We start from the raw sequence: 22,610 nt of genomic DNA, 5'->3' as shown, positions 1-22,610 counted from the left end.
TAGAAGAAAACACGACAGCCCCGAAGAGAAAACGACTCCTGATGCAACAAAAACCAGATATTGTTTCAGGAAGCAGCCGAATGGCTGGCTAACACAATGGTATGACCATGCTCCCGAAGCGCCAGAACCTGGGCATCATCGAGTTCAGTGTCCGTAAAGACACATGAGACCTGATCCAGATGCCCAACTCTGTAAGTGGAGCGCCGACCGAATTTCGTACTGTCGGTCAACAGAAAACACTCTTCCGTTCGGCGCATCATGGCCGCATTAAGGGTCGCTTCTTCGCTGTCCGGCGTTGAGATCGTACCATCGGTTTGTACCGCGCTCGTCCCGAGAAATACCTGGTCGAACCATAGGTTTTCAATCGCCTGCTCGGCAAGAATCCCCACCAGACTGCGATTTGCATGACGCAGACGACCACCCAGCAGAATCATCTCCACTCCATCAATCCCGCTCAGTGTTTCGGAAACCGTGATGTTATTGGAAAATACCGTCACTGGTATGGGGTCAATGCGCAGACGTCGTGCCAATTGAAGCACGGTTGTCCCCGCGTCGAAAAAGACGGCCGATCCCCGCTTCAGCCGTTGAAAGGCTGCATCCGCAATCGCCCGCTTGTGGTCTAGCGCCTGATTCTCACGGGTCTCGAATGCCACTTCGCGGTCTACGGAATCCGCCAGCGCAGCACCGCCATGGGTCCGACTAATAATTCCCTGTTTTTCAAGGCGTTGTAGATCTCGGCGAATGGTCGCCAGAGACGCATCGACCTCCCTCGCAAGATCATGAACGCCAGTCATTCCATTCAGATAAAGATAATGGCGAATCTGCATCAAACGGTCGGATGCCAAGATCATTCTCCCTCACTGGCCTTACCTCAAACACTGTAATCGCGCCGGTTTTCTTTGAAAAGCGAGCTAGGGATGATTGAAATACGTCATTTACAATCATAAATATGAGTTGACATGATCGCACTGCCGTTTTTTAAAGCTGGTACAGAACTCCACGCCCTAAAAAAGCGTCACCTCCATCGTGCTCCGTATGTCTCATAGGTTCCTGGACGTACTTCCTACGAAGCAGGTCTGCTGCTGTGTGCCTTCCGTCTGAAAGACAATTTCTCATGAATGCTACCGAACGCGGCATCCGCGAACAATTTTCCCTCTGGAACAAGGTGGATATGCGGGACGTCCATCCTGATCCGGAAGCCGTTACGGTCGTGGTGGGATGCGGCACTTCAGTTCATATTGCGGACTCCATCGCAGCCAGCCTGAATGCTAATAGCGCCTTCTCGCGTGCCGTCGCCGGGAACGAATGGACACGCCGTCCGCAGGATTATGTGCCGCCCAGCATCCGCCCGAATATCCTCGCCCTTTCACGCAGTGGGGAATCCACCGAGACCGTCGCTGCCGCGATCGAGAGCCGCAGGAAGGGTTTGTACGTTACGGCGTTCACCTGCGCAGAAGGCGCGAGCCTCGAAAAAAATGCCGACGAAACTATTCTGGCTGAAACCCATGCGGAAGAAGGGATCGTCATGACGGCCTCTGCCAGTCTGATGCTCCTGATGGGCCTGCGCTATGCCGGAATTTCCGTCACCCCGGAAACAACTGCCGCGGCTGAAACACTCCTCGCCGAAGCAGACCCGCAGCTTACGCCCCTGCTCGAAGGCCGCTCCCATTTCGTGTTTCTGGGCGCCGGAGCCCTGTATGGCGTCGCCCGTGAAGGCTCCCTAAAACTTCAGGAAATGAGCCTGAGCCAGACGGAAGCACATCATCCGCTGGAATATCGCCATGGCCCGATCAGCCTGATCGATGACCGCTCCCTTGTTGTCTTCCTCTACCATCCTGACACCCTGGAAGAGGAAAGCATTCTGGCCAAAGACCTGATGGCCAAAGGCGCGCGGGTTCTCGGGATCGGCGGCCCGGGCACGGTCTCCCTGTCCGTCAGCGAAGGTGCGGATGTCCGTCCGCTGGTGGTTCTGCCGGTCCTTCAACTGTTTGGCGAATACGTTGCCCGCTCCAAAGGACTGGACACCCTCGCGCCACGTCATCTCACCAAAGTCGTGACGATCGCCTGACCATGAGCATCTCCCCGTTCCTGACCCTCGTTCATCAGGCTCACGACCCAGCCGTCCCGGCTGCACAGCGCAAAGGGCTGGCCTCAGTCTGCTCCGCGCATCCGCTGGTTCTGGAAGCCGCCCTGCAAAGGGCCGTCCGAACCGGCCAGCCTGTTCTGATCGAAGCAACCTGCAATCAGGTCAATCAGGACGGGGGCTATACTGGCATGACCCCCGCGGATTTCCGGGATCTTGTTCTGGGCATCGCCTCCAGAGTCAGTTGCCCGGAGCATCTCGTTCTACTGGGGGGAGATCATCTTGGCCCCAATCCATGGAAATCCTTGCCTCCACAGGAAGCTATGGACAAGGCCCTGTGCATGATCGAAGCCTTTGCCCAAGCGGGTTTCGTCAAGCTGCATCTCGACGCCAGCATGGGCTGTGCAGGAGAGCCTGCCGCATTGCCTGACGAAACCGTGGCCGAACGGGCCTGCGCCCTCGCCCAGCGTGCAGAAAGTGTCGCGCCCGGTCAGGCAGTCTACATCATCGGAACGGAAGTCCCGGTTCCGGGCGGGGCCGCGGAAGTTCTTGATCATCTCAAACCAACGACGCCACAGGCTGCCGCCGCCACACTCCAGATCCACGAAACGCTTTTCCGTCGCACTCTGGGAGACGCCACCTGGACCCGCGTCATCGGCCTGGTCGTCCAGCCGGGCGTTGAGTTCGGCGTGGAAGACATGGTGGTGTATGACCGGCCACTGGCAAAAGCCCTTTCAGCAAAGCTGAACCAGATGCCAGGCCAGATCTTTGAAGCGCATTCCACGGATTACCAGCCACTTCCCGCCCTCCGGGCGCTTGTGGAAGACGGCTTCCTGCTTCTGAAAGTCGGGCCGGGCCTGACCTTTGCCCTGCGTGAGGCTCTGTATGGACTGGACAGCATCCGTTCCGTCCTCATTCCGCATCAGGAAAGCCTGCGGAGCGTCATGGAGCGGATCATGACGGAACACCCTGCACAATGGCGCGGCCATTACGAGGGACCGCAGGACAAACTCGCCATCCTCCGCCACTATGGCTACAGTGACCGCATCCGCTATTACTGGCCACAACCTGATGCGGAAGATGCTGTCGCGACCCTTTTGTCCCAGCTTGAAGAAACGGGCCTGCCCGATCCTCTCCTGAGCCAGTTTCTTCCTGCCCAGTATGAGAGAATCCAAGCGGGTCTGCTCCCGCGACATCCGCGGGATATCATTCTTTCCGCGGTAGATGCCGTTCTGGACATTTACGAGCAGGCCTGTGGCACTTCGTCAAAACTTTATGTACATCCAGATAAAATTCATTCCGTTATCTGATCCGCGGGTTTCGAAGGTATTTTCATGAGTCAGCCCTGTATTGCGGCAATGGACGGCGGTGGAAGCAAAACCCTGCTGGTCGTCCTGCGCCAAGACGGCACCATTTCCGATATCGGCCGTGCCGAAGGCTCTAATCCCTTTGACCAGCCCCTGTGGCGCGAAACCCTCAGCGGCCTGTTTTCCCGCCTTCCAGACAATACCGTGGGCGCCGGCCTTGGCCTTGCCGGCTTTGGCGAGAGTGCCACGCTCAATCAACGCCAGCGCAATCTGATCCATTCAATTTTCGAGCATATCCCCCACTTCCTGACCAATGACGTGGACATGGCCTGCAACGGCGCCTTTGCCGGAGAGGAGGGCGTCCTTCTTCTTTCGGGCACCGGGTCCATGGCATGGGCCACAGACGGCAAAGGCACAACCTGTCGCGTCGGAGGCTGGGGCAGTCTGCTAGGCGACGAGGGCAGCGCCTTCTGGATCGGCCGCAAAGCCCTCGGGGTCATCACAGCCATTCTTGATGGCCGCAACACGACTGATACCGCATTTCTCGCGCCGTTTCAGAAAGAACTGAACCTTCCTGCCAATCCTGCCGAATGCGCCGCTGCTCTGCTGGACTGGTACGGCACCCTGACGCATGAACGCTCCGCAGCAGCAGCCCTGACCCGCGTCGTCGCCCAGCAGGCCGAACAGGGTTGCCCTACCGCCAGCCGTCTGATGCACGATGCCGCAGCGGAACTGGTCCTTCATGTCCACACGGCCCGCCGCAAGCTCTCCCGCACCGATCTTCCATGGAGCTACGCGGGTGGAACACTTCAGAGCCCGTTCCTGCGCAATGCGATCGCCGAGACCTGTGGCGCGCCCACATGCCCGCGCCTTTCCCCTATCGGTGGCGGCCTTCTCACGGCCGCCAGACTTGCCGGATGGCTCGTGGATGACCGCTGGATCAGCACCCTTGCCCAAACCCTGCAGGATGCAGGGCTTGGACATTGAGAATCTTTATTTCCCGACCTTTCCCCTGACCATGCCCCCGCTTCCAGGCTGACGGATTTCTTCTGACATGGCTCTTCCCAAGTCTCTCTCGCACAGCAGCCTGACAGCCCCTTATGGGCTGGGTCCTCTTGGTGTCGCCGCCGGCATCTTCTTCATGATGGGTTTCGTGACCTGGCTGAACGGGCCGCTAATCTCGTTTGTCCGTGTTGCCTTTTCTCTGGGGGACGTCGCGGCCTTCATGGTGCCGATGGTCTTCTACATTTCCTACTTCATTTTCTCGATCCCGGCATCATTTCTGGCGCGGTCGCTGGGCCTGAGAAAGGGTCTGTCCGTGGCCCTGCTTCTCTGCGCCCTCGGCGTGGCCACATTCGGACAGTTCGTCTCCATGCGCATTTACGGCGGGGCGCTGACAGGACTTCTGATCCTTGGCGCGGGGCTGTCGCTGATGCAGGTCGTGGTCAATCCCCTCGTCAGCCTGCTTGGTCCGTCAGACCGTGCCGCCCAGCGGATTGCCGTCATGGGGGTATGCAACAAATTCGCCGGCATTCTGGCCCCGATCGTACTCGCAACCGTCGTCATGGGTGACATTGATCACGTCGCCCAGAGCGCCAGTGCCGCGCCCGATGCCGCCGCCCGCAATGCCGTTCTCAATACCTTCGTCCATGCGATCTACACCCCATATATGGGGATGGCGCTCCTTTTGCTTGTCGCCGCCGTCACGGTCGTATTCTGCCCCCTGCCCAATCTCCAGGCCCCACTCATCCCGGGAATGCCGGACAGCGGGACCCGAATTTTCCGGCCCCACCTGGTCTTTGGTATTCTCACCATGTTCCTCTATATCGGCGTTGAGGTCATGGCTGGCGATGCCATTGGGACTTACGGGCAGCAGTTCGGCTTTCCACTCAGCCAGACGAAATTCTTCACCTCTTTCACGCTCGGCGCCATGCTATTCGGCTACCTGCTGGGCTTCGCCATCATCCCCCGCATCATTACGCAAGAACGCTTCCTCGAACTGTCCTGCATTGCCGGCATTATTCTGACTCTCATGGCCTTCCTGACAACGGGGTATGTCTCCGTTGCCTGCGTCGCCCTGCTGGGTGCCGCCAACGCCATGATGATGCCGACGATTTTTCCTATCGCCATCCGTGGCGCCGGCCCGTGGACGCCCCTCGCCTCGGCGCTACTGGTCATGACCTATAGCGGCGGGGCCATCATCCCGCAGATTTACGTCGCCCTGAAGCCTCTCATCGGGTTTCAGGCCATGTTCGCCCTGCTGGTCATCCCATCCTATTTCGCGGTCTTTTTCTACGCCCGCCGCTACGGGCAGACCGGCCTTCTTCCCCTGGACCAGACCCCATGACCCTGCATCTCGACGGCAATCTCGTTCTTCCTGACCGTATCCTTCCCGGGCAGATCACCTTCGACAGCCATATCCGCGCGATTGACCCCGTCGCCCAGCCCGCGAACCTCTATATCCTACCCGGCTTCGTGGACGGGCACGTCCACGGTGGCGATGGCGCTGACACGATGGACGGTGCCGACGCCATCCGGAAGCTCTCACGCTTCCACATGAACCACGGCACCACCACGATCCTTCCCACCACCATCACGGCCCCCTGGCATGAAGTGATGCACGCTCTCCATGCCGTAGCCGAAGTCCGCAAGACCGGCATGGAAAAAGGCCCCCGCATCCACGGTGCCCATCTGGAAGGCCCTTTTGTCAGTCCGCACAAGCTCGGTGCCCAACCACCCTTTGCCATCGCTCCCAGCCCCAACAGGGTTGCAGAAGCCATCGGCACAGGCTGTGTCCGCGTCGTAACGCTCGCCCCCGAACTGGATCATGCAGAAACCGCCATGCGCCAGTTCGCTGAAGCGGGCGTCCGGGTCAGCCTCGGGCACACCACAACCGACTATGCAGGCACTGAGCGCGCCATCTGCGTCGTATGTGCGGCCGGGGGAACAATCGGCGCCACACATCTCTTCAATGCCATGTCTCCGATCGAGGGCCGCAAACCTGGCCCTGTCACGGCCCTCATGTGCAGCGATGTCGCCTACGCCGAAATGATCTTCGACACGCACCATGTCCATCCGGCCAGTTTCCGCCTCACCTCACGCCTGATGGACAGCCGCCTGCTTTTCGTCACGGACGCCATGCGCGGCACGGGTGGCCCCGAAGGCCCCAGTCAGCTTGGCGGGCAGGATGTCGTCATCAGCAATGGCACCGTCCGCCTCCCCGGCGGGTCTCTTGCCGGCAGCATTCTCACCCTCGATCAGGCCCTGCGCAACGCCATTCAGGCCGGCACATCCCTCCCAGATGCCGCCAAGCTCGTCAGCACCAACGCCGCACGCTATCTCGGCCTTCATGACCGTGGCGTTCTTGCTCCGGACCTTCTTGCCGACTTTACCGTCCTCGATGCCTCTCTGGCCGTAAGCGAAGTCTGGGTGAATGGACAGCGGACCGTCTGACATGGCCGCCTCATCCTCCTTCGCGTCCCAGTCTTCGGAACATCAGATGAACATCATTACTGTCCCTACCCCAACCGAGGCTGTGGAAAGAGCCGCTGCAATCGTCGCCGACGAAATCCGCAGTCATGCAGCCCCCGTACTTGGATTTGCAACCGGACGCACCATGGAGAGCCTCTACGCTCTGCTTGTCGCGCGCTACAGAAAAGGCGCGCTGGATTTCTCGTCCATGACGTCCTTCAATCTGGACGAATACGTGGGCATCGCGACATCGGCTCCACAATCCTACCATACCTACATGCATGAACACCTATTTGATCAGGTCAACATGCCGGCAGGGCATGGCCATATCCCCGACGGAATGGCAGTGGACCTGAATGCCGAATGCGCGGCTTATGAAAACCGCATCAGGGCCTCGGGCGGCATCCATCTCCAGCTTCTTGGCATCGGGGATACCGGGCATATCGGCTTCAATGAACCGCCATCAGCCTTCGATACGCGCACCCGGCCCGTCGTACTGGACCCCGTCACCCGTCAGCAGAACGCCGGCATGTTCGGCAACAATCCCGATGCCGTTCCCGAACGTGCCCTGACGATGGGTGTCGGGACCATTCTGGATGCAAAACGCCTGCTGCTTCTGGCGGTCGGAAGTGGCAAGGCTGACATCATTAATGAAGCCCTGAATGGCCCCATCAGCGAGAAAGTAAGCGCAACCGCTATAAGACTTCACGATAACGCCACGCTCATTCTTGACGAAGCTGCAGCAAGCATTTGGAAGCTGACATCAAAATAAGGCATCTCTCCTCTTCTCCAACGTAGCAACTGTGTTTAAACGGAGGAGGTAACGCCCCATGGCACTTCGGTTTTGAGGATAGCGTTGGCGATTGGAGGATTCGAAAACCCTCTTGGCGCTGACTTGTTCTGTGTGATTACATCTCCTGCATTGATAGAGGGAATGGCGCTATGAAGCAGTCTGGTTTCTTTGATTTTAAGGAACGACTTGCGTGATTAAGTGGTCTTGGTGATCAGCTCGAAGCGTTTCCCTGGACTGTGGATTTTGAAGTATTCCGCCTGGAGCTGGACAAGGCGCTGGCCTATTCGGACGGGAGAAAAGGCGGGCGCCCTCTGTTTGATCTCGTGTTGATGTTCAAGATCCTGGTGATCCAGACACTGAACAATCTGTCTGATGAACGGACGGCGTATCTGATCAACGACCGCCTATCCTTCATGCGCTTCCTTGGTTTGGAGCTTTCAGATCGGGTGCCGGATTCCAAAACGGTCTGGCTGTTTCGCGAGCGTCTAACCCAGGCGGGAGCTATTGAAAGACTGTTTGACCGGTTTGATGCTATTCTGCGGAACGCCGCTTATATGCCAATGTCCGGCCAGATCCTGGATGCAACGCTGGTCGCTGCTCCAAAGCAGCGCAATGCAAACGCTGAGAAATCGGATCTCCGGACAGGACGTATCCCCGAAGACTGGCAGGACAAGCCGGCAAAGCTGGCGCATAAGGATCGTCATGCACGATGGACACTGAAATTCACGAAAGCAAAACGGCAGGATGACGGGACGATCCCTGCAACAAACCTCGCCATCCCGTTCTTTGGCTACAAATCCAACGTCCCCATCGACCGGAAGTTTCGGTTCATCCGGAAATGGAAGGCAACGGATGCCGCTGCCAGCGATGGCGCCAGACTACGCGCGAGGGCCTGCTGGATAAAATCAATACGGTATCAATGGTTTGGGCAGACACAGCATACCGCTCAAAAGCCAATGAGGACTTTATGGAAAAGCAGGACTTTGTCTCAAAGGTTCACAGAAAAAACCGCATCTCAAACCGATGCCACGACATATCCAGAGATCCAATGCAGGAAAGTCTGTGATCCGATCTCGTGTTGAGCACGTCTTTGCCGATCAGAAATCACAGACAGGGCTGTTCGTCCGAACGGTAGGATAACGCAGGCCACCACGAAGGTCGGGCTGGCCAATATCATCTATAATATGCGCCACTTCCTCTGCCTGAAGCGGATTAACGCCGCCTCGTAGCAACCCAGAACATCAAACCCTCGTCCTGCTCAAATCGCAGGGCGCAAGCGCGCCCGCAAAGAACCGTCAATCAAATCTCCAAAAGCCCAAAATCAGAACCAAGGTACATCAACAAACGGTTATTCGATCCCTCCTCCTGAGATCGGTATGGGGCCAGATGCCCATTTTGACCGCGAGCCCGTCGAGCAGGGGCGCCAGAAAAGCGGCACGATCACACAACTGCTGCAGGGAGGCAGGTGGCTCAGTTGCAGATTTACTGACAACTCTATGACCGCTTTCGATCGTCCCCTTCCAATAACCGACATTCCGTTTTCCTCACCTAAACAGGCTGTCTGCTCAACGAATGAAAGTAGAATTCCTGTGGCGACAGACATGGCCGATAAGGCAGCAGGCAACTACTACCATCTTCCAATACATCAACGGATTTTATAATCCGCGACACCGCTTCATGTCTCAGCAGCATCAGCCCGTTCGCTTACGAAGCTAGGCTCAGGCCCCATTGATTTGAGTGATTGGATGTGGTTCAGGCTTTGCGCGGAGACTGAATCAAAGTTCCACAATCAAATCAATGGATCCTGAGCCTAGTCAACGGTCAACGCGAGGAATAGAGATAGTTCGCAGGGTAAGGTCACGGCGACCATCACGAACGGCTGCTTCATCTCAAACCGGTCGTTCGCTAACATTTTCACGAATGACGGCTCTGTCTCAAAGACGATCTATTGAGGTTCACCTGACAATGTCGGCTTTCGGATGAACTGTACCACTGCTTGGATGTCCGAGATGAGGCGTAAGCAGCAGGTCCGCTTACGCCTCTTTGCGGACATTCGGTTCGGAAAATTCAGCTTCTGACAGCTGCCACCGTGTGCCAAAAAAATTACCCGTCTGTTGATCGGGTTAACTCCTCCCAATCCGTGATCTCTTTTTCCAACTGAGCGAGACGTTCACGAACCAAACGCAAAGCGTCGCTACCCAGCAGGAGTTGCGGTGGAGGTGTGTCTGAGGCAATAAGTTGAAGCACTGCAACGGCGAGTTTCGCTGGATCGCCTGGCTGTTTGCCGTCCTTCTCGTGGCGAGCCTCCCGGATCGGATCAAACAGATCGTCGTAGTCTTTGATCGATCGCTCGGTCCTAACCATCGAGCGACCGGCCCAGTCAGTTCGGAAGGATCCAGGGCATAGCGCGGTGACGTGAACCCCAAAAGGCGCCATCTCTGCACGCATGACGTCCGAAATGCCCTGCAAAGCAAATTTGCTGCCACAGTAATACGAGATACCTGGCATGGTGATCAGACCACCCATTGATGTCACGTTCACAATAAACCCGCTGCGGCGTTCGCGAAAACGCGGCAGGAAGGCTTTGGCAATCGCAACAGCTCCGAAGACATTGACGTCGAACTGGTGACGCATTTCCTCAAGGGAAGATTCCTCCAGAACTCCTTCATGCCCATAGCCGGCATTGTTGAGGAGTACGTCGACCGGACCGTGGTCTTCTTCTGCTTGCGCGACGATGGCGGGGATACAGTCGAACTCGGTGACGTCACACTGGACCGCGTGAACATCTGGCAGTCGCTCCAGTAGGGACGCTCGCGCAGTTTGCGACCGCACCGTACCAATCACCAGATGACCGGCTTCAAGAGCGGCCTGTGCAATGGCCAACCCAAATCCCGAGTTGGCGCCCGTGATAAAGAAAGTTTTTTGTGGCATGGCTCTACTCGACTGCATTTTGTTCATGCCTTGACTAATAATAGCGTATTACCGTGCTCTCTACTGCGATTTCTCTAATGTCCTTGCCTGATCCTATGAATCACCCATCAGACATCCCTTCACTCCTCGCATTGGCTGCGGAACTCGCGCCGCGATCTGGCTACAACGCTACGTCTCTGCCGAGTGTCCGTATCCTGCGTTCCGAGACTATTCTTGAAGATGTTCCGGTACTTTATCGCCCTGGCGCGGTTTTCGTCCTGCAAGGGTTCAAGCAGGGTTTCCTCAATGGCGAAATCTACCGATATGACGCCGAGCATTATCTTGCCGTTTCGGTCCCTGTGCCTTTCCGGATGGCTTCGCAGGCTAGCCCTGCTCAGCCTCTGATCGCCATTTACTTCGATTTTGACCTCCATCTTGCTGCTGAAATAGCGACAACACTGAAGGGACAAGCCGGTCACGACGAAAGAATACGGGCGCGAAGTCTGATTTCAAGTCGAATGGCACCCGCCATGACGGATGTACTCCAACGCCTGCTTCACGCTCTCCATCATCCACAAGAACTCGCTATTCTCGGCCCGGGGCTATTGCGTGAGTTGCATTACCGCATTCTGGTTGGACCCCAAGGCGGCTCTCTGATGGCAGCATTGCATCGTAATGACACGACAGACAGGATCGTGCAGAGCCTCGCGCTGATCCGTGAACGCTACAAGGAAGGCCTATCGGTTCCGGAACTCGCTGTAACAGCCGGTATGAGCGTTCCATCATATCACGTCGGCTTTAAGTCCCTTACCGGGAACACCCCGATCCAATATCTCAAAGCACTGCGGCTGCACGAAGCCAGGTTGATGATCACACGACGTCAGGGAACACTTGCCACCATTGCCGCCGAAGTCGGCTATGCCAGTGCGGCCCAGTTCAGTCGGGATTTCAAACGCCACTTTCATCGCACCCCAACCGAGGAGGCTCACTGGATGCGCGAACACCTGGGAGAGCCACCACAGGCTTGACGCGAGAGTTTCACGCCCGACAACGACCGATTGCTTAATAAACAGTCAGGATACGCCTCATGGCAGACATTTGAAGCCTTAGAGTGCTATTCCGAAAGCAGACGTCGTCAGATGCGTGCGTCGAGGGACAGAATGTTCAAAATTTGCATGCCTCACGGCCTATGCGTCCCGTTCGTTATGAGCCTACTAAGTAAAAACTTTTCCAAGGATCAAACAATCATATGGGCCTGATGCAAGATCTTTATGTCGTTATCGCTGTTTCGGCATTCTGGCTGGTCGCGATGATTGTCCCTGGACTGGATTTCCTGCTTGTGACGCGCCTTGCTGTTCTGCGGGGCCGAGCGGCAGCATGGCGTCCGTCTTCTTCCATTTTCGGATGAACCGGAACTTCCGGTCGATGGAGACGTGAGATTTGTAGCCAAAGAACGGAATGGCGAGATCACTTGACGGCATGCTTCCATCATCCTGCCGCTTCGCCTTCATGAACTTCAGTGTCCAGCGCGCATGACGATCCTTGTGCGACAGCTTTGACGGCTTGTCCTGCCAATTTTCGGGAATACTGCCTGCCCAGAGATCGGCTTTCTCGGCGTTCGTGTTGCGCTGCTTCGGAACCGCTACGAGCGTGGCATCCGGAACTCGATCTGACAGTCCCAGACCAAGGAAGCGCATGAAGGTTGATGAGATACTCCGTCCGCTCATCAGACAAATTGTTGAGCGTCTGGATGACCAGGATCTTGAACATTAGCAACGGATCAAATGGCGGTCACCCGCCTTTGCTTCCATCTGAATAGGCCAGAGCCTTCTCCAGATCAGGACGGAACGCTTCAAAATCCACAATCCGGGAAAACGCTTCGAGCTGATCGCCGAGTTCGCTCAATCGCGCGAGCCGCTCTTCAACATCAAAGACACCAGCCTGCTTCATCGTCCATCATCCCCAATTAACTAAGGGAAAATGGAATCACAGAGGAACCCTTAAAACCAGAGGGTTTTTCGAACCCTCCATCTAGCCTCATACACACAATGGATTGTCCCCCAAGACAGAGGCCGGAACACGAATTGTTCCGGTGCACTCCAAACTCATTGAAGCGGTACTTCTCGATCTAAAAGACAGACCGGACGGCCCGTATCTCATTCCCGGCCTCAACACGTCGAAAGACGGTGTCAGGGGAACAGTCTTCGGGCGCTCGTTCTCGACGATGAAAACGCGTCTCGAGCTTCCTGCAGAAATTACGTTCCATTCGTTCCGCCACAGTGTCTCGACGCAACTGCGAAACGCTTCAGCCGACATTCCGGAAATCTGGATTGATAGGCTTTTGGGACATGAAGCAACGCATAAAAGCCAAGGCACCTCGACCTATCTCAGGGGCATTATAGCGGCTAACCTCCGACAGACCGTTGAAGCCATTTCATATCCCAACGGCATCCTCAGAAAAGGCTGGAGTTAGGCGAGAGCCAGTAGTACTCAATGGCTACCCAAAGGGTGCCATCAAGCAACTGGCAAGAGGATGTGCCTCTCCGTTTCCCCCCTAAACAAGAGAGAAAAGCCGATCTCTAGCAACGGTATTTAGGCGAAGGGGGTAACGCGCGCCAGAAAGAGTTTTCGCAACCCAGCCGATTGAGGGCGTAGGGTCCTGCGGCCCTGATTTCGACAGCCATCACTGCGATACTGTTCGGATCTCTCCCGTCGAGCGGTAGCAGGGCGTCGCCGGTCGTCCAGCGGACATCTTCCCCTGAAAGGGCATTCCAGCCCTTCAAGTCAGGTTCGCCCAGATGAGATGTGACGATGCACGATTTCCTACTTTCAAACAGCATGATCTCGCCAACAGCCACGCCAAAATAACGGCGGTCGTCGACGAACGCCCCGATGACGTCACAAGGGCGGCTGGCACGCGAGACGATGCGGACTGCGTGCGCGCTCGCGGGAATCATGAATATGGCGCGGCCACCGTTCTGACGGGCCGGACGAATGATTGCGCCAGCGTCCGTGACGAGATGCAGATCGGCCTCATCCGTGAGTTCAGCCGGCGGCTCTTCCTGCGCGACTCCCGCTGCAACCGCACGCGCCTCGGCCTGCCGGAACAGAGGCTCTACGAAATCACGCGACACACAAAGAGGCGCCGCTGCATCGTCCCAGGTCAGGTTTCTGGTTGTGGGGATAGCGACGACTGCGCCTTTTTGCCGAAAAGCTCTGCGATTGCCTGTATCGAGATAGCTCTCGGTGAGGGCTCCTTCCGCCATGATGACCGAGTGCGACGCTGTCTCGATATGGTGGTAGGCGTAGGATGTGATGGACCTATCATAGAAGATCGAACGACCGTTCACCAGCATACGAGCCGGGACGAACCGCCCATCAAGGAGCAGACAGTGCTCGGACGTAACCAACAGATCTCTGAGCGGCACACCGTCGGAAAGCGCATCCTTACGAAAACGAATAGGATAGCCAGCCTGATCCAGCGGAAGATGCGGGCGAACGACGCAATGCGCCTTTCCGGCCCAGGTCACATGACGGATCTGTGGTGATCCGTCGATGAAGGTGACGACCTCATCCCCAACACCCAGCGTCTCGACCGCCGCATCTCCGCCGGGAGTTTTGATCATTGAGCCTGTTAGGAAGCAGGCTTCGAGGATAAATCCTCCATCATCGTCGGAGACGATCTCCTCCCCGTAAGAGCCGTCCTCCTCGTCCGTATAGGCGATATCGAGCGTGTAGGTGACCGCATCGCCGGCCTGATTAGTACCGCTAATGACTGTGGAACTGGACGTTGCACTGACGCTGTCGACGCTTTTCAGGTTTTTGAGATCAATCCTGCCGCCGTCGGAGAGACCGCTGACGACATTGGAAGGCATCGTGTCGGAATCGATGACAAGGGTGGCGCCTGAAGAAAGGTCGATAACAGCGTCGCCCTGAACGCTACCTTCAATCTCAAGAACGCCGCCCGATGTGACAGTGGTGACGCCCGAGAGTGTTGCGCCCCCGGTCGCCCCCCCATCCGGCGTAGATGAAACAAAAACCGTACCGCCGGAAATAGTCGTATCGGTCATTGTGCCGTAGGCGGATACGAAAAACTCTCCCCCCGATTCAACGGTTGTATCAACGACCTGCCCAAAGTAATCTACTGATCCGCTGCCGCCAGAACTGATCGTTATATTTGACAGATAGGCGCCTTCGTCCTTAAGCGTCCCGCCTGAGCTGACAGTGGTTGTTCCCGATACAGACGCACCAGTTAAGAAGGTGAGAACCCCGCCCGAATTGACAGTGGTATTTGTTAATGATCCATAAGCGCTTACAAATCCACCATCAATATTTGTGTCTGTCTCCGCACCACCGCCGGAAACGAAACCAGTCCCACCAGAGTCAATAGTTATGCCTGTTGTTTCTCCACCAGAATAGATCGCGAGGACCTGCCCGGATGAGACGGTAATCGAATTGAAATCTGAACCGGAACCACCGCTGACAACTTCACCGGTACTCTCGCTCGTTAGCATAAGGTTGGCAGAAATAATAGTTCCACCGCCGCTTGTTCCAATTGCCGATGCTCCTGGCAAAAGAAAGAGAGTTCCGCCTGAGCTGACGGTGGTATCTGTCGCCGTGCCGTAAGCGGAGACAATGATTTCGCCGCCAGAGCTGACAGTTGTCTCCGCTGCCGATCCGAAAGCAGAAACGAAGATTTCGCCGCCAGAGCTGACGGTTGTGTTTGTTGCCGTGCCTCCAGCCAGAATTACCGAAGTATCACCATCACTGAGAGTGAGTCCGCTGCTCGTCTGTCCATGGTTAACTATAAATCCAGTCATGACCGTCCTAATTCCTTGTTCGTGCGAGTGACGTTACTGTTTGTGAGGAGGCAGGCCTGAGCCGCCTGCATGACATGCGCGACGGTGGTAAGCCGCGTGCCTTCGAAGTGACGCTCCGTGCTCTTGTGACTCGGACACCAGAGAACGTCGTGGGGATCAAACCGCTGTCTTGATTCGTTCCAGTATTTGCGTTGCGAGTACGCTTGGGCGAATATGTGAACGTAAGGTTCCGCGATGAGCCTACCATCGTCAGGCAGGCTGATCTTCGCCGGGCTTTCGTCCGGGTCCAAGATATAGACGGCGGTTTTGTGCAAAACGGGCGGCGTAAGGCATCCAGGCCAGGGTGTCGCCGAGCGTGCCCACAGGAAACCTGGATCAGTATGTTCTGTTTCGGGCGTATAATGATGCCGGAAAACCGTGAGCGGCGTCACTCCTTCGTTCTCCCTGAAAAAAAAACTCAATTACAAAACGAACGAACCATCGCTTGCTGGACTGTATGAGACCGCCCCCTATCCAGCCGCTCTCAAAAAGAGTGTTACCGGTCCCAATATCTTTGAGACGGACCATCCATGCGCCTGGAGATTTTTCTGCCAGAAGGACGCGGCATCCGTGATTGAAATCAAAGCAGATGCCGTCTCGGGCGACCTGCGTTAGTTCCGGCGCGGGTCTGACGTAGGGCGATTTTTGCGTCAGAGCATTCTCTGTGTCATCCAGCTTCCTCCCGGCGGATGGCGGCCGGGCGGTGGAGGCCAGCGCATGTTTCGTATCGATAACGCATGCAGGCAGGTGATCGGAAATGAGACTGGAAGAGACGTTATCACTGCCGGTCATTCGACACAGCATCTGGCCTTCACAGAGTCTTTTTGACAAGTTGCTATCCTGACGTGGGCTTTTTGTTCGGACAGCCGATTAACGGAAGCAGTCTGCCTTTTCCTCAGATACCTCGGCAAGTCCCTTAGAGAAATAAACCTAAACAATATACATTCACGTTTTGGTGTGAAGAAAATTTGAAGCAGTGAGTCGGAAAAATTAATCTACGTATATGTTATGAATTTATAATGAAGAACCACAAAATAGAACCATGATTCAAATGATGAACGTCAACGGAAGCACTATCTTTCCATACGCATAAAAATCCGGATTACTCCGTTTTTTGCTCCGTCAATACGACATTAGGTAATACACACAACTATAATTCTGGTTTGGAGAGGTCTCTGATCGCTGGCGCGTTTCAGAAACGACGCGTACACGGGAGAGCGCATGGAGAGTAACGCCCTGCGTGTGTATAAAAATCGATTTGGATACTGATAAATATTTTTCATGAGATGAAGGGCCGGGGCATCCGAGTGAACACTGTGTCCCCAGGTATGGTGCTGACGTCTGCAATGCAGACCTATCTCGAGAATAACGAGGGGGGGTTGGAGACTGGATGAAACAGACCATTCCGTTCGGGAGGCTGGCTCAAGCAGATGAGATTGCCAAGGCAGTCCTGTTTTTGGCGTCAGACGAAAACAGTTTTGTTGGCGGGGAGGAACTTCTCGTCGACGGCGGTTTTGTTGCGGTGTGACGGCAGCAGCGGCGTCGGACATCAAGGGCCAACTCCGTCGGCTATCCGACCTTCTGGTTGATCCGGCTATAAACACGCACCTTCTCAGATAATATTGGCTAACCAAAAATACTACCCTTATTTATCTAAATAGCGCCAAAACTACCAATAACCGCAAAGAACCAAGTATCTTCATAATCATAAAATAGATATGACGATTCCATAGTTCTCATCTTCATCGGGCACTGCCGCTTGTTGAGATTCAAACCTCGAGAGGGTAGAATGCATGCGCAAATCCGCTACCCGTCTTTGCCGGCATAGCGGCGGATGATTCATGTCGGCTTTCGGGACGCCGACCCAACTGCCTGAGTGTCCGAGATGTAGGCATAGGCAGTAGGTCCGCTTACGCCTCACGCCGGACATCAACTGCGTTCAATGGTCATCCGGAAAGCGGGCGTTAATAGAAACATTATGACACGGTAACACGTCGCCACAGGCTTGTTTGGAAGCCTGTCTCATTCAACAAAGAGGAATGAACGAATTTTCTGTTCCGTCCACAACGCATATCCGACGTTTTCTGGCCTCTCCCGCAGGTGGGGCGTCTGTCCTCCTGCTGGCATCCCTGTTGGGTCTTGTCCTGGCGAATTCGTCATGGGCGTCGGGTTACGGCACCCTGATAACAACGCCCATAAAATTGCCCATCTTGGGAGAGCGGGGGCCAGAAAACATTGATGCATGGGTCTCTGACGGGCTCATGACCCTATTCTTTCTGGTGATCATTCTCGAAATCAAAAAGGAAATTGTTTCCGGGCACCTCTCATCACTACGCAGCATCGCCCTTCCGCTTATCGGAGCGTTGGGGGGAATGATCGTGCCGGCCCTTACGTATCTGCTGGTAACATACGGTCATCCGGAAGCGACACGCGGCTGGGCCGTTCCTGTTGCAACGGATGCCGCGTTTACGTTGCCAATCATCCTTGCTCTTGGAAGGCATGTCTCGCCGGGAGCCAGGGCCTGGCTGATGGCGCTTGCCATTTTCGACGATGTGCTGGGGATTGTGGTGATCGCCCTATTTTATGGGAGCGCTCTGTATTGGCCGGGGCTTATCGCGGTCGTGATCGTGACTGCAGCGTTGGTCGGCGCGAACAGGATTGGGATCAGAACTCTCTGGAGCTACGGCATCGGGTGCGTCCTGTTATGGGTAGCGCTTCTGGATGCCGGTTTGCACCCGACGCTTGCTGGAGTCATCACCGGCCTATGCCTTCCAGCAGTCACCTCAGGAATGGATGCCAAACAAGCTACACCACTTGATCGGACATCTTCTGCGTTGACCCCTTTCGTTACCTGGGTCGTTCTACCGCTGTTCGGTTTCATGAACGTGGGTGTTTCACTGGCTGGCGTTCATCCGGACATGATGCTGGAGGCTGCTCCGCTCGGGGTTATGCTAGGACTGATTGTTGGCAAACCGGTCGGCATCTTTGGTGTAACAATGCTTTCGACCCGCCTGAAGATCGCCACGCTTCCGGCTGAAACGCCGACGGGGATGCTGTTTGGTCTTTCGCTGCTGTGCGGCATTGGGTTCACGATTAGTCTGTTTATCGCAAACTTGGCATTTTCCGGATCAGATCTTGTGACCCCGGCTAAGATGGGCATCTTTGTTGGCTCTGTTCTGTCTGCCCTGATGGGGTGGCTTTGGTTACGCTTCTTATCCCAACACGACCGGTTACCTTCCCAATAAAGGATGTCCGGTACGAGAGAGATGCCATTCAGAGCCGACATTCCGTTTACCCCCCTTAAGGGCCCTTCCCCACTGAGTATTTTCAGGAAGAAGGGCGATATCGTCCTCATGCGTTTTTAACTCAGAACCTTTTTTTGCAGTTCTCTGCAAGCTCCATTCAGCCTGCCGCATGGTGCGGACAAGTGCCCGTTGATGGACCGTAGATATTGGCCATTGATAATGAAGCAGATCTTCGACCAACAACCGTGAGGTGATATGACCTGTCTGAGAGGCGGCCCAGATTTCGAGCACTTAGGGCATCCGGGCGTCCAGCCGCTTCTCGAATGATAGAAGCTGCGGAGTAGGAGGAGGCGCCTGCTCCAGTTCTTCCCATGCAGGATAAAACTCCTCTACCACGACTGAAATACGCTCATCGGGCGTTTCAGGCGTTTCGCGCAGTGTCCCGAACACATGCTTGCCCAGAAATTCAGCATCCTCACGAAAGGTCAACTCTGCTTCCGGGTCAGCAATCGCCCCGGTCTCGATTTCCTCCCATGCTTTGCCCAACCCGATAGGATCCCAATAGCCGCGGGCGTAATGTGCCGCCAGGTTCTCCTGAGTGACCGCTATCCACCGGCCCTGTATCACGTTGAAAATTTCAATGCGTTCGGGAAGGCATTTCCGTCGCCGGCTTTCCCTTAACCATTCCCTGCATTCCTCCTCATTATGTACGGGAGTATCGCCGCGCTGCTGCGGATCATAAGACTGCCTGCTGGCCTTACTGCAGACGTCCGTCCCAGATGTCATCCGTATCCCCAAAGCCCCTTACACTCAGAGGACAAAGCTCCAGGATATTCTCCGAGGTGGCCGGACGCCATTCCCATGTAATAATATTCCAGACCATGAGACTTCCAGTCTGTGAATTATATCTGGTATTTCTTGTCAGCCAAGCCTCCCGGGCCGGGCGTGACAGCATTCTCACGGCATCATCATGCATGATGATATTCCTCATTAGTTTCTACGTTTCGCTCTGAAGGGATGCAGAAAGCAGTTGAGGCGGCCCCGTGGTCTATGGCGTGGAGTGCACGCGCGATTGCCCGCCCCTCTTTCGAAGGTCCGGACGTAAGTAAGCGACTCATATGACACGGGGACATCTGCGTCAGCAGTCGATTTGCAATGTTTTATGCTGGAATTGGTTGCGGGGGCAGGATTTGAACCTGCGGCCTTCAGGTTATGAGCCTGACGAGCTACCGGGCTGCTCCACCCCGCGGTGGTGTATGATGATGTTGGGAGGTTTTGTGGTGTGTATGGGTAGGCTGGGGGACCTGGCGGCGACCGACTTTTCCGCACCTTAAGGTGCAGTATCATAGGCGCTGAGGGATTTCACGGCCGAGTTCGGGATGGGATCGGGTGTAGGGCCCTCGCAATGGCCACCAGGTCTTCCAGCCCACCCTGTCTTTTAAGAGAGGGTGGAGATTGGTGCGTTGTGAAGGAAGTGTGGCTGATTTCTGTGCATGTGTTTGTTGTGAGAAGTATGAGCGATTAGGACCGGTTAGCTGCATGCATTACTGCACTTTCACACCCGGCCTATCAACGTGATGGTCTCTCACGGCTCTATGAGACCTAGTTTTGAGGTGGGTTTCCCGCTTAGATGCTTTCAGCGGTTATCCCGTCCATACTTAGCTACCCGGCTGTGCCACTGGCGTGACAACCGGTGCACCAGAGGTATGTTCATCCCGGTCCTCTCGTACTAGGGACAAATCCTCTCAAGTCTCTTACACCCACGGCAGATAGGGACCGAACTGTCTCACGACGTTCTAAACCCAGCTCACGTACCACTTTAATCGGCGAACAGCCGAACCCTTGGGACCTGCTCCAGCCCCAGGATGTGATGAGCCGACATCGAGGTGCCAAACCTCCCCGTCGATGTGGACTCTTGGGGGAGATCAGCCTGTTATCCCTAGAGTACCTTTTATCCGTTGAGCGATGGCCCGTCCACGTGGGACCACCGGATCACTATGGCCGACTTTCGTCTCTGATCGAGCTGTCACTCTCACAGTCAGGCGGGCTTATGCCATTGCACTCGACAGCCGGTTTCCGACCGGCCTGAGCCCACCATCGCGCGCCTCCGTTACACTTTGGGAGGCGACCGCCCCAGTCAAACTGCCCACCATGCAGGGTCCCGGACCAGGCTTACTGGTCTCGGTTAGACATCAGAAAAATTCAGGGTCGTATTTCAAGGATGGCTCCACCGGTGCTGGCGCCCCGGCTTCAAAGCCTCCGACCTATCCTACACAGAATGTCTCTGATGCCACTGCAAAGCTGCAGTAAAGGTTCATAGGGTCTTTCCGTCTGACCGCGGGTACCCCGCATCTTCACGGGGAATTCAATTTCGCTGAGTCGATGCTGGAGACAGTGGGGAAGTCGTTACGCCATTCGTGCAGGTCGGAACTTACCCGACAAGGAATTTCGCTACCTTAGGACCGTTATAGTTACGGCCGCCGTTTACCGGGGCTTCAATTCAGTGCTTGCACACCTCCTCTTAACCTTCCGGCACCGGGCAGGCGTCAGGCCCTATACGTCATCTCACGATTTCGCAGAGCCCTGTGTTTTTACTAAACAGTCGCTACCCCCTGGTCTGTGCCACCCGTCCATGGTTGCCCACGAGCGGGTCTCGTTTATCCCGAAGTTACACGAGCAATTTGCCTAGTTCCTTCAGCATCGTTCTCTCAAGCGCCTTGGTATTCTCTACCAGTCCACCTGTGTCGGTTTCGGGTACGGTCTATACGCCAGAGCTATTTCCTGGAATGATTGAAAAGCCTGTTCAATCCGTTAAGGACAGACAACATCTCTCATTCGTCACTTCTGGCAGGCCCAGTAATATTCAACTGGTTCCCATCGACTACGGCTCTCGCCCTCGCCTTAGGGGCCGGCTCACCCTGCGTGGATTAACCTTGCGCAGGAACCCTTGGACTTTCGGCGACAGTGTTTCTCGCACTGTTTGTCGCTACTCATGTCAGCATTCGCACTTCCGATATCTCCAGAGAGGGTCACCCCGTCTCCTTCGCAGACTTACGGAACGCTCCGCTACCGCGCATTCAAAGAATGCACCCACAGCTTCGGCACGTGGCTTGAGCCCCGTTACATTTTCGGCGCAGGGTTTCTAATAGACCAGTGAGCTATTACGCTTTCTTTAAAGGATGGCTGCTTCTAAGCCAACCTCCTGGTTGTTTTGGAATCCCCACATCCTTTCCCACTTAGCCACGATTTAGGGGCCTTAGCTGGTGGTCTGGGCTGTTTCCCTCTCGACAATGGACCTTAGCACCCACTGTCTGTCTGCCGGGCTATACTCCTGGGTATTCGGAGTTTGGTTAGGTTTGGTAAGGCTTTGGGCCCCCCTAGCCCATCCAGTGCTCTACCCCCCAGGGTAAACACCCGACGATCTACCTCAATAGATTTCGCGGAGAACCAGCTATCTCCGAGTTTGATTGGCCTTTCACCCCTAGCCACAGCTCATCCCCGACTTTTTCAACAGGCGTGGGTTCGGCCCTCCAGTGCGTGTTACCGCACCTTCAGCCTGGCCATGGCTAGATCACTCGGTTTCGGGTCTTCTGCCAGCAACTCATTCGCCCTATTCAGACTCGCTTTCGCTACGCCTACACCTAACGGCTTAAGCTCGCTGCAAACAGAAACTCGCTGACCCATTATACAAAAGGTACGCCGTCACCCCATAAGAGGCTCCGACTGCTTGTAGGCGTCCGGTTTCAGGTCTCTTTCACTCCCCTCATCGGGGTGCTTTTCACCTTTCCCTCACGGTACTTGTTCGCTATCGGTCACTAAGGAGTATTTAGGCTTGGAGGGTGGTCCCCCCATGTTCAGACAGGGTTTCACGTGCCCCGCCCTACTCGAATCCTCATCAGAACACTACGCATACGGGGCTATCACCCATTATTGCCGGACTTT

The 22,610-nt window shown here is 55.6% G+C and carries 15 protein-coding genes, 1 tRNA gene, 2 rRNA genes and 2 pseudogenes (1 of these 20 cut by a window edge); 11 read left to right on the top strand and 9 right to left on the bottom strand.

All coding sequences use genetic code 11. The annotated features are described in order from the left end of the window. Nucleotides 1–65: 65 nt before the first annotated feature. On the bottom strand, nt 66–845 hold the full coding sequence (locus IGS75_RS07310) for a DeoR/GlpR family DNA-binding transcription regulator (protein WP_141354286.1): 780 nt from the start codon (nt 843–845) through the stop codon (nt 66–68). 269 nt (nt 846–1,114) lie between these two features. Here IGS75_RS07310 and IGS75_RS07305 point away from each other — a divergent pair, with 269 nt between their 5' ends. From IGS75_RS07305 to IGS75_RS07275, 7 genes and pseudogenes are all read left to right on the top strand, one after another. Beyond that, complete coding sequence (locus IGS75_RS07305) at nt 1,115–2,068, top strand: SIS domain-containing protein (protein ID WP_202256461.1); 954 nt, start codon at nt 1,115–1,117, stop codon at nt 2,066–2,068. A gap of 2 nt (nt 2,069–2,070) precedes the next feature. After that, on the top strand, nt 2,071–3,393 hold the full coding sequence (locus IGS75_RS07300) for a class II D-tagatose-bisphosphate aldolase, non-catalytic subunit (RefSeq protein WP_202256460.1): 1,323 nt from the start codon (nt 2,071–2,073) through the stop codon (nt 3,391–3,393). A 24-nt stretch (nt 3,394–3,417) separates the two neighbouring features. After that, nucleotides 3,418–4,377 (top strand): N-acetylglucosamine kinase, encoded by a 960-nt coding sequence (locus IGS75_RS07295; RefSeq protein WP_202256459.1) that lies wholly within the window; start codon nt 3,418–3,420, stop codon nt 4,375–4,377. 67 nt (nt 4,378–4,444) lie between these two features. Further along, on the top strand, nt 4,445–5,737 hold the full coding sequence (gluP, locus tag IGS75_RS07290) for a glucose/galactose MFS transporter (protein WP_202256458.1): 1,293 nt from the start codon (nt 4,445–4,447) through the stop codon (nt 5,735–5,737). Then, entirely contained in the window at nt 5,734–6,843 is a 1,110-nt protein-coding gene (gene nagA / locus IGS75_RS07285) for an N-acetylglucosamine-6-phosphate deacetylase (protein WP_202256457.1), read from the top strand. The genes gluP and nagA overlap by 4 nt, the downstream gene beginning before the upstream one ends. A gap of 1 nt (nt 6,844) precedes the next feature. After that, a complete protein-coding gene (gene nagB, locus IGS75_RS07280) occupies nt 6,845–7,633 on the top strand; it encodes a glucosamine-6-phosphate deaminase (RefSeq protein ID WP_237468706.1) in 789 nt (262 codons plus the stop codon). A 170-nt stretch (nt 7,634–7,803) separates the two neighbouring features. Continuing rightward, nucleotides 7,804–8,883: pseudogene (locus tag IGS75_RS07275) on the top strand (IS5 family transposase). A gap of 874 nt (nt 8,884–9,757) precedes the next feature. On the opposite strand, the gene IGS75_RS07270 reads toward IGS75_RS07275, so the two are convergent. Further along, complete coding sequence (locus IGS75_RS07270) at nt 9,758–10,585, bottom strand: oxidoreductase (protein ID WP_202256456.1); 828 nt, start codon at nt 10,583–10,585, stop codon at nt 9,758–9,760. A 95-nt stretch (nt 10,586–10,680) separates the two neighbouring features. Here IGS75_RS07270 and IGS75_RS07265 point away from each other — a divergent pair, with 95 nt between their 5' ends. Further along, on the top strand, nt 10,681–11,592 hold the full coding sequence (locus tag IGS75_RS07265; RefSeq protein ID WP_202256455.1) for an AraC family transcriptional regulator: 912 nt from the start codon (nt 10,681–10,683) through the stop codon (nt 11,590–11,592). 351 nt (nt 11,593–11,943) lie between these two features. Here IGS75_RS07265 and IGS75_RS07260 read toward each other — a convergent pair. Then, nucleotides 11,944–12,514: pseudogene (locus IGS75_RS07260) on the bottom strand (transposase); the annotation flags it as partial. Between the two features lie 103 nt (nt 12,515–12,617). On the opposite strand from IGS75_RS07260, the gene IGS75_RS07255 reads away from it, so the two are divergent. Continuing rightward, entirely contained in the window at nt 12,618–13,037 is a 420-nt protein-coding gene (locus tag IGS75_RS07255; RefSeq protein WP_202256454.1) for a tyrosine-type recombinase/integrase, read from the top strand. A 106-nt stretch (nt 13,038–13,143) separates the two neighbouring features. Here IGS75_RS07255 and IGS75_RS07250 read toward each other — a convergent pair whose 3' ends face one another. Together IGS75_RS07250 and IGS75_RS15810 are read right to left on the bottom strand one after the other, a co-directional pair. After that, nucleotides 13,144–15,384, bottom strand: a complete 2,241-nt coding sequence (locus IGS75_RS07250; protein WP_202256453.1) for a Hint domain-containing protein — start codon at nt 15,382–15,384, stop codon at nt 13,144–13,146. Nucleotides 15,385–15,759: 375 nt separating this feature from the next. Beyond that, nucleotides 15,760–16,215: a hypothetical protein gene (locus IGS75_RS15810; RefSeq protein ID WP_408876424.1), complete on the bottom strand. Its 456-nt coding sequence runs from the start codon at nt 16,213–16,215 to the stop codon at nt 15,760–15,762. A 598-nt stretch (nt 16,216–16,813) separates the two neighbouring features. On the opposite strand from IGS75_RS15810, the gene IGS75_RS07245 reads away from it, so the two are divergent. Continuing rightward, entirely contained in the window at nt 16,814–16,951 is a 138-nt protein-coding gene (locus IGS75_RS07245; protein WP_202256452.1) for an SDR family oxidoreductase, read from the top strand. 511 nt (nt 16,952–17,462) lie between these two features. Continuing rightward, nucleotides 17,463–18,668, top strand: coding sequence for a Na+/H+ antiporter NhaA (nhaA, locus tag IGS75_RS07240; protein ID WP_202256451.1), 1,206 nt, complete (start codon nt 17,463–17,465; stop codon nt 18,666–18,668). A 291-nt stretch (nt 18,669–18,959) separates the two neighbouring features. On the opposite strand, the gene IGS75_RS07235 is transcribed toward nhaA, so the two are convergent. The 4 genes from IGS75_RS07235 to IGS75_RS07220 form a co-directional block, all read right to left on the bottom strand. Continuing rightward, nucleotides 18,960–19,454: a hypothetical protein gene (locus IGS75_RS07235; RefSeq protein WP_202256450.1), complete on the bottom strand. Its 495-nt coding sequence runs from the start codon at nt 19,452–19,454 to the stop codon at nt 18,960–18,962. 386 nt (nt 19,455–19,840) lie between these two features. Further along, a tRNA-Met gene (locus IGS75_RS07230) sits at nt 19,841–19,917 on the bottom strand. A gap of 53 nt (nt 19,918–19,970) precedes the next feature. After that, nucleotides 19,971–20,085: ribosomal RNA gene (rrf, locus tag IGS75_RS07225) — 5S ribosomal RNA — on the bottom strand. Nucleotides 20,086–20,169: 84 nt separating this feature from the next. Continuing rightward, nucleotides 20,170–22,610, bottom strand: a 23S ribosomal RNA gene (locus IGS75_RS07220) (it continues 295 nt past the right edge of the window).

The organism is Gluconobacter sphaericus (genome assembly GCF_016757795.1).
GTDB classification, from domain to species: Bacteria; Pseudomonadota; Alphaproteobacteria; order Acetobacterales; family Acetobacteraceae; genus Gluconobacter; species Gluconobacter sphaericus.
The sequence above is the reverse complement of the archived record's forward strand: the minus strand, read 5'-3'. Positions and strand labels throughout refer to the sequence as shown.

Coding starts and splice junctions, on each gene's coding strand:
- IGS75_RS07250 (WP_202256453.1), bottom strand. CDS start 15,384: ATGACTGGATTTATAGTTAACCATGGACAGACGAGCAGCGGACTCACT.
- nagA (WP_202256457.1), top strand. CDS start 5,734: ATGACCCTGCATCTCGACGGCAATCTCGTTCTTCCTGACCGTATCCTT.
- IGS75_RS07270 (WP_202256456.1), bottom strand. CDS start 10,585: ATGCCACAAAAAACTTTCTTTATCACGGGCGCCAACTCGGGATTTGGG.
- nagB (WP_237468706.1), top strand. CDS start 6,845: ATGGCCGCCTCATCCTCCTTCGCGTCCCAGTCTTCGGAACATCAGATG.
- IGS75_RS15810 (WP_408876424.1), bottom strand. CDS start 16,215: ATGACCGGCAGTGATAACGTCTCTTCCAGTCTCATTTCCGATCACCTG.
- gluP (WP_202256458.1), top strand. CDS start 4,445: ATGGCTCTTCCCAAGTCTCTCTCGCACAGCAGCCTGACAGCCCCTTAT.
- IGS75_RS07245 (WP_202256452.1), top strand. CDS start 16,814: ATGAAACAGACCATTCCGTTCGGGAGGCTGGCTCAAGCAGATGAGATT.
- nhaA (WP_202256451.1), top strand. CDS start 17,463: ATGAACGAATTTTCTGTTCCGTCCACAACGCATATCCGACGTTTTCTG.
- IGS75_RS07265 (WP_202256455.1), top strand. CDS start 10,681: ATGAATCACCCATCAGACATCCCTTCACTCCTCGCATTGGCTGCGGAA.
- IGS75_RS07305 (WP_202256461.1), top strand. CDS start 1,115: ATGAATGCTACCGAACGCGGCATCCGCGAACAATTTTCCCTCTGGAAC.
- IGS75_RS07295 (WP_202256459.1), top strand. CDS start 3,418: ATGAGTCAGCCCTGTATTGCGGCAATGGACGGCGGTGGAAGCAAAACC.
- IGS75_RS07235 (WP_202256450.1), bottom strand. CDS start 19,454: ATGACATCTGGGACGGACGTCTGCAGTAAGGCCAGCAGGCAGTCTTAT.
- IGS75_RS07300 (WP_202256460.1), top strand. CDS start 2,071: ATGAGCATCTCCCCGTTCCTGACCCTCGTTCATCAGGCTCACGACCCA.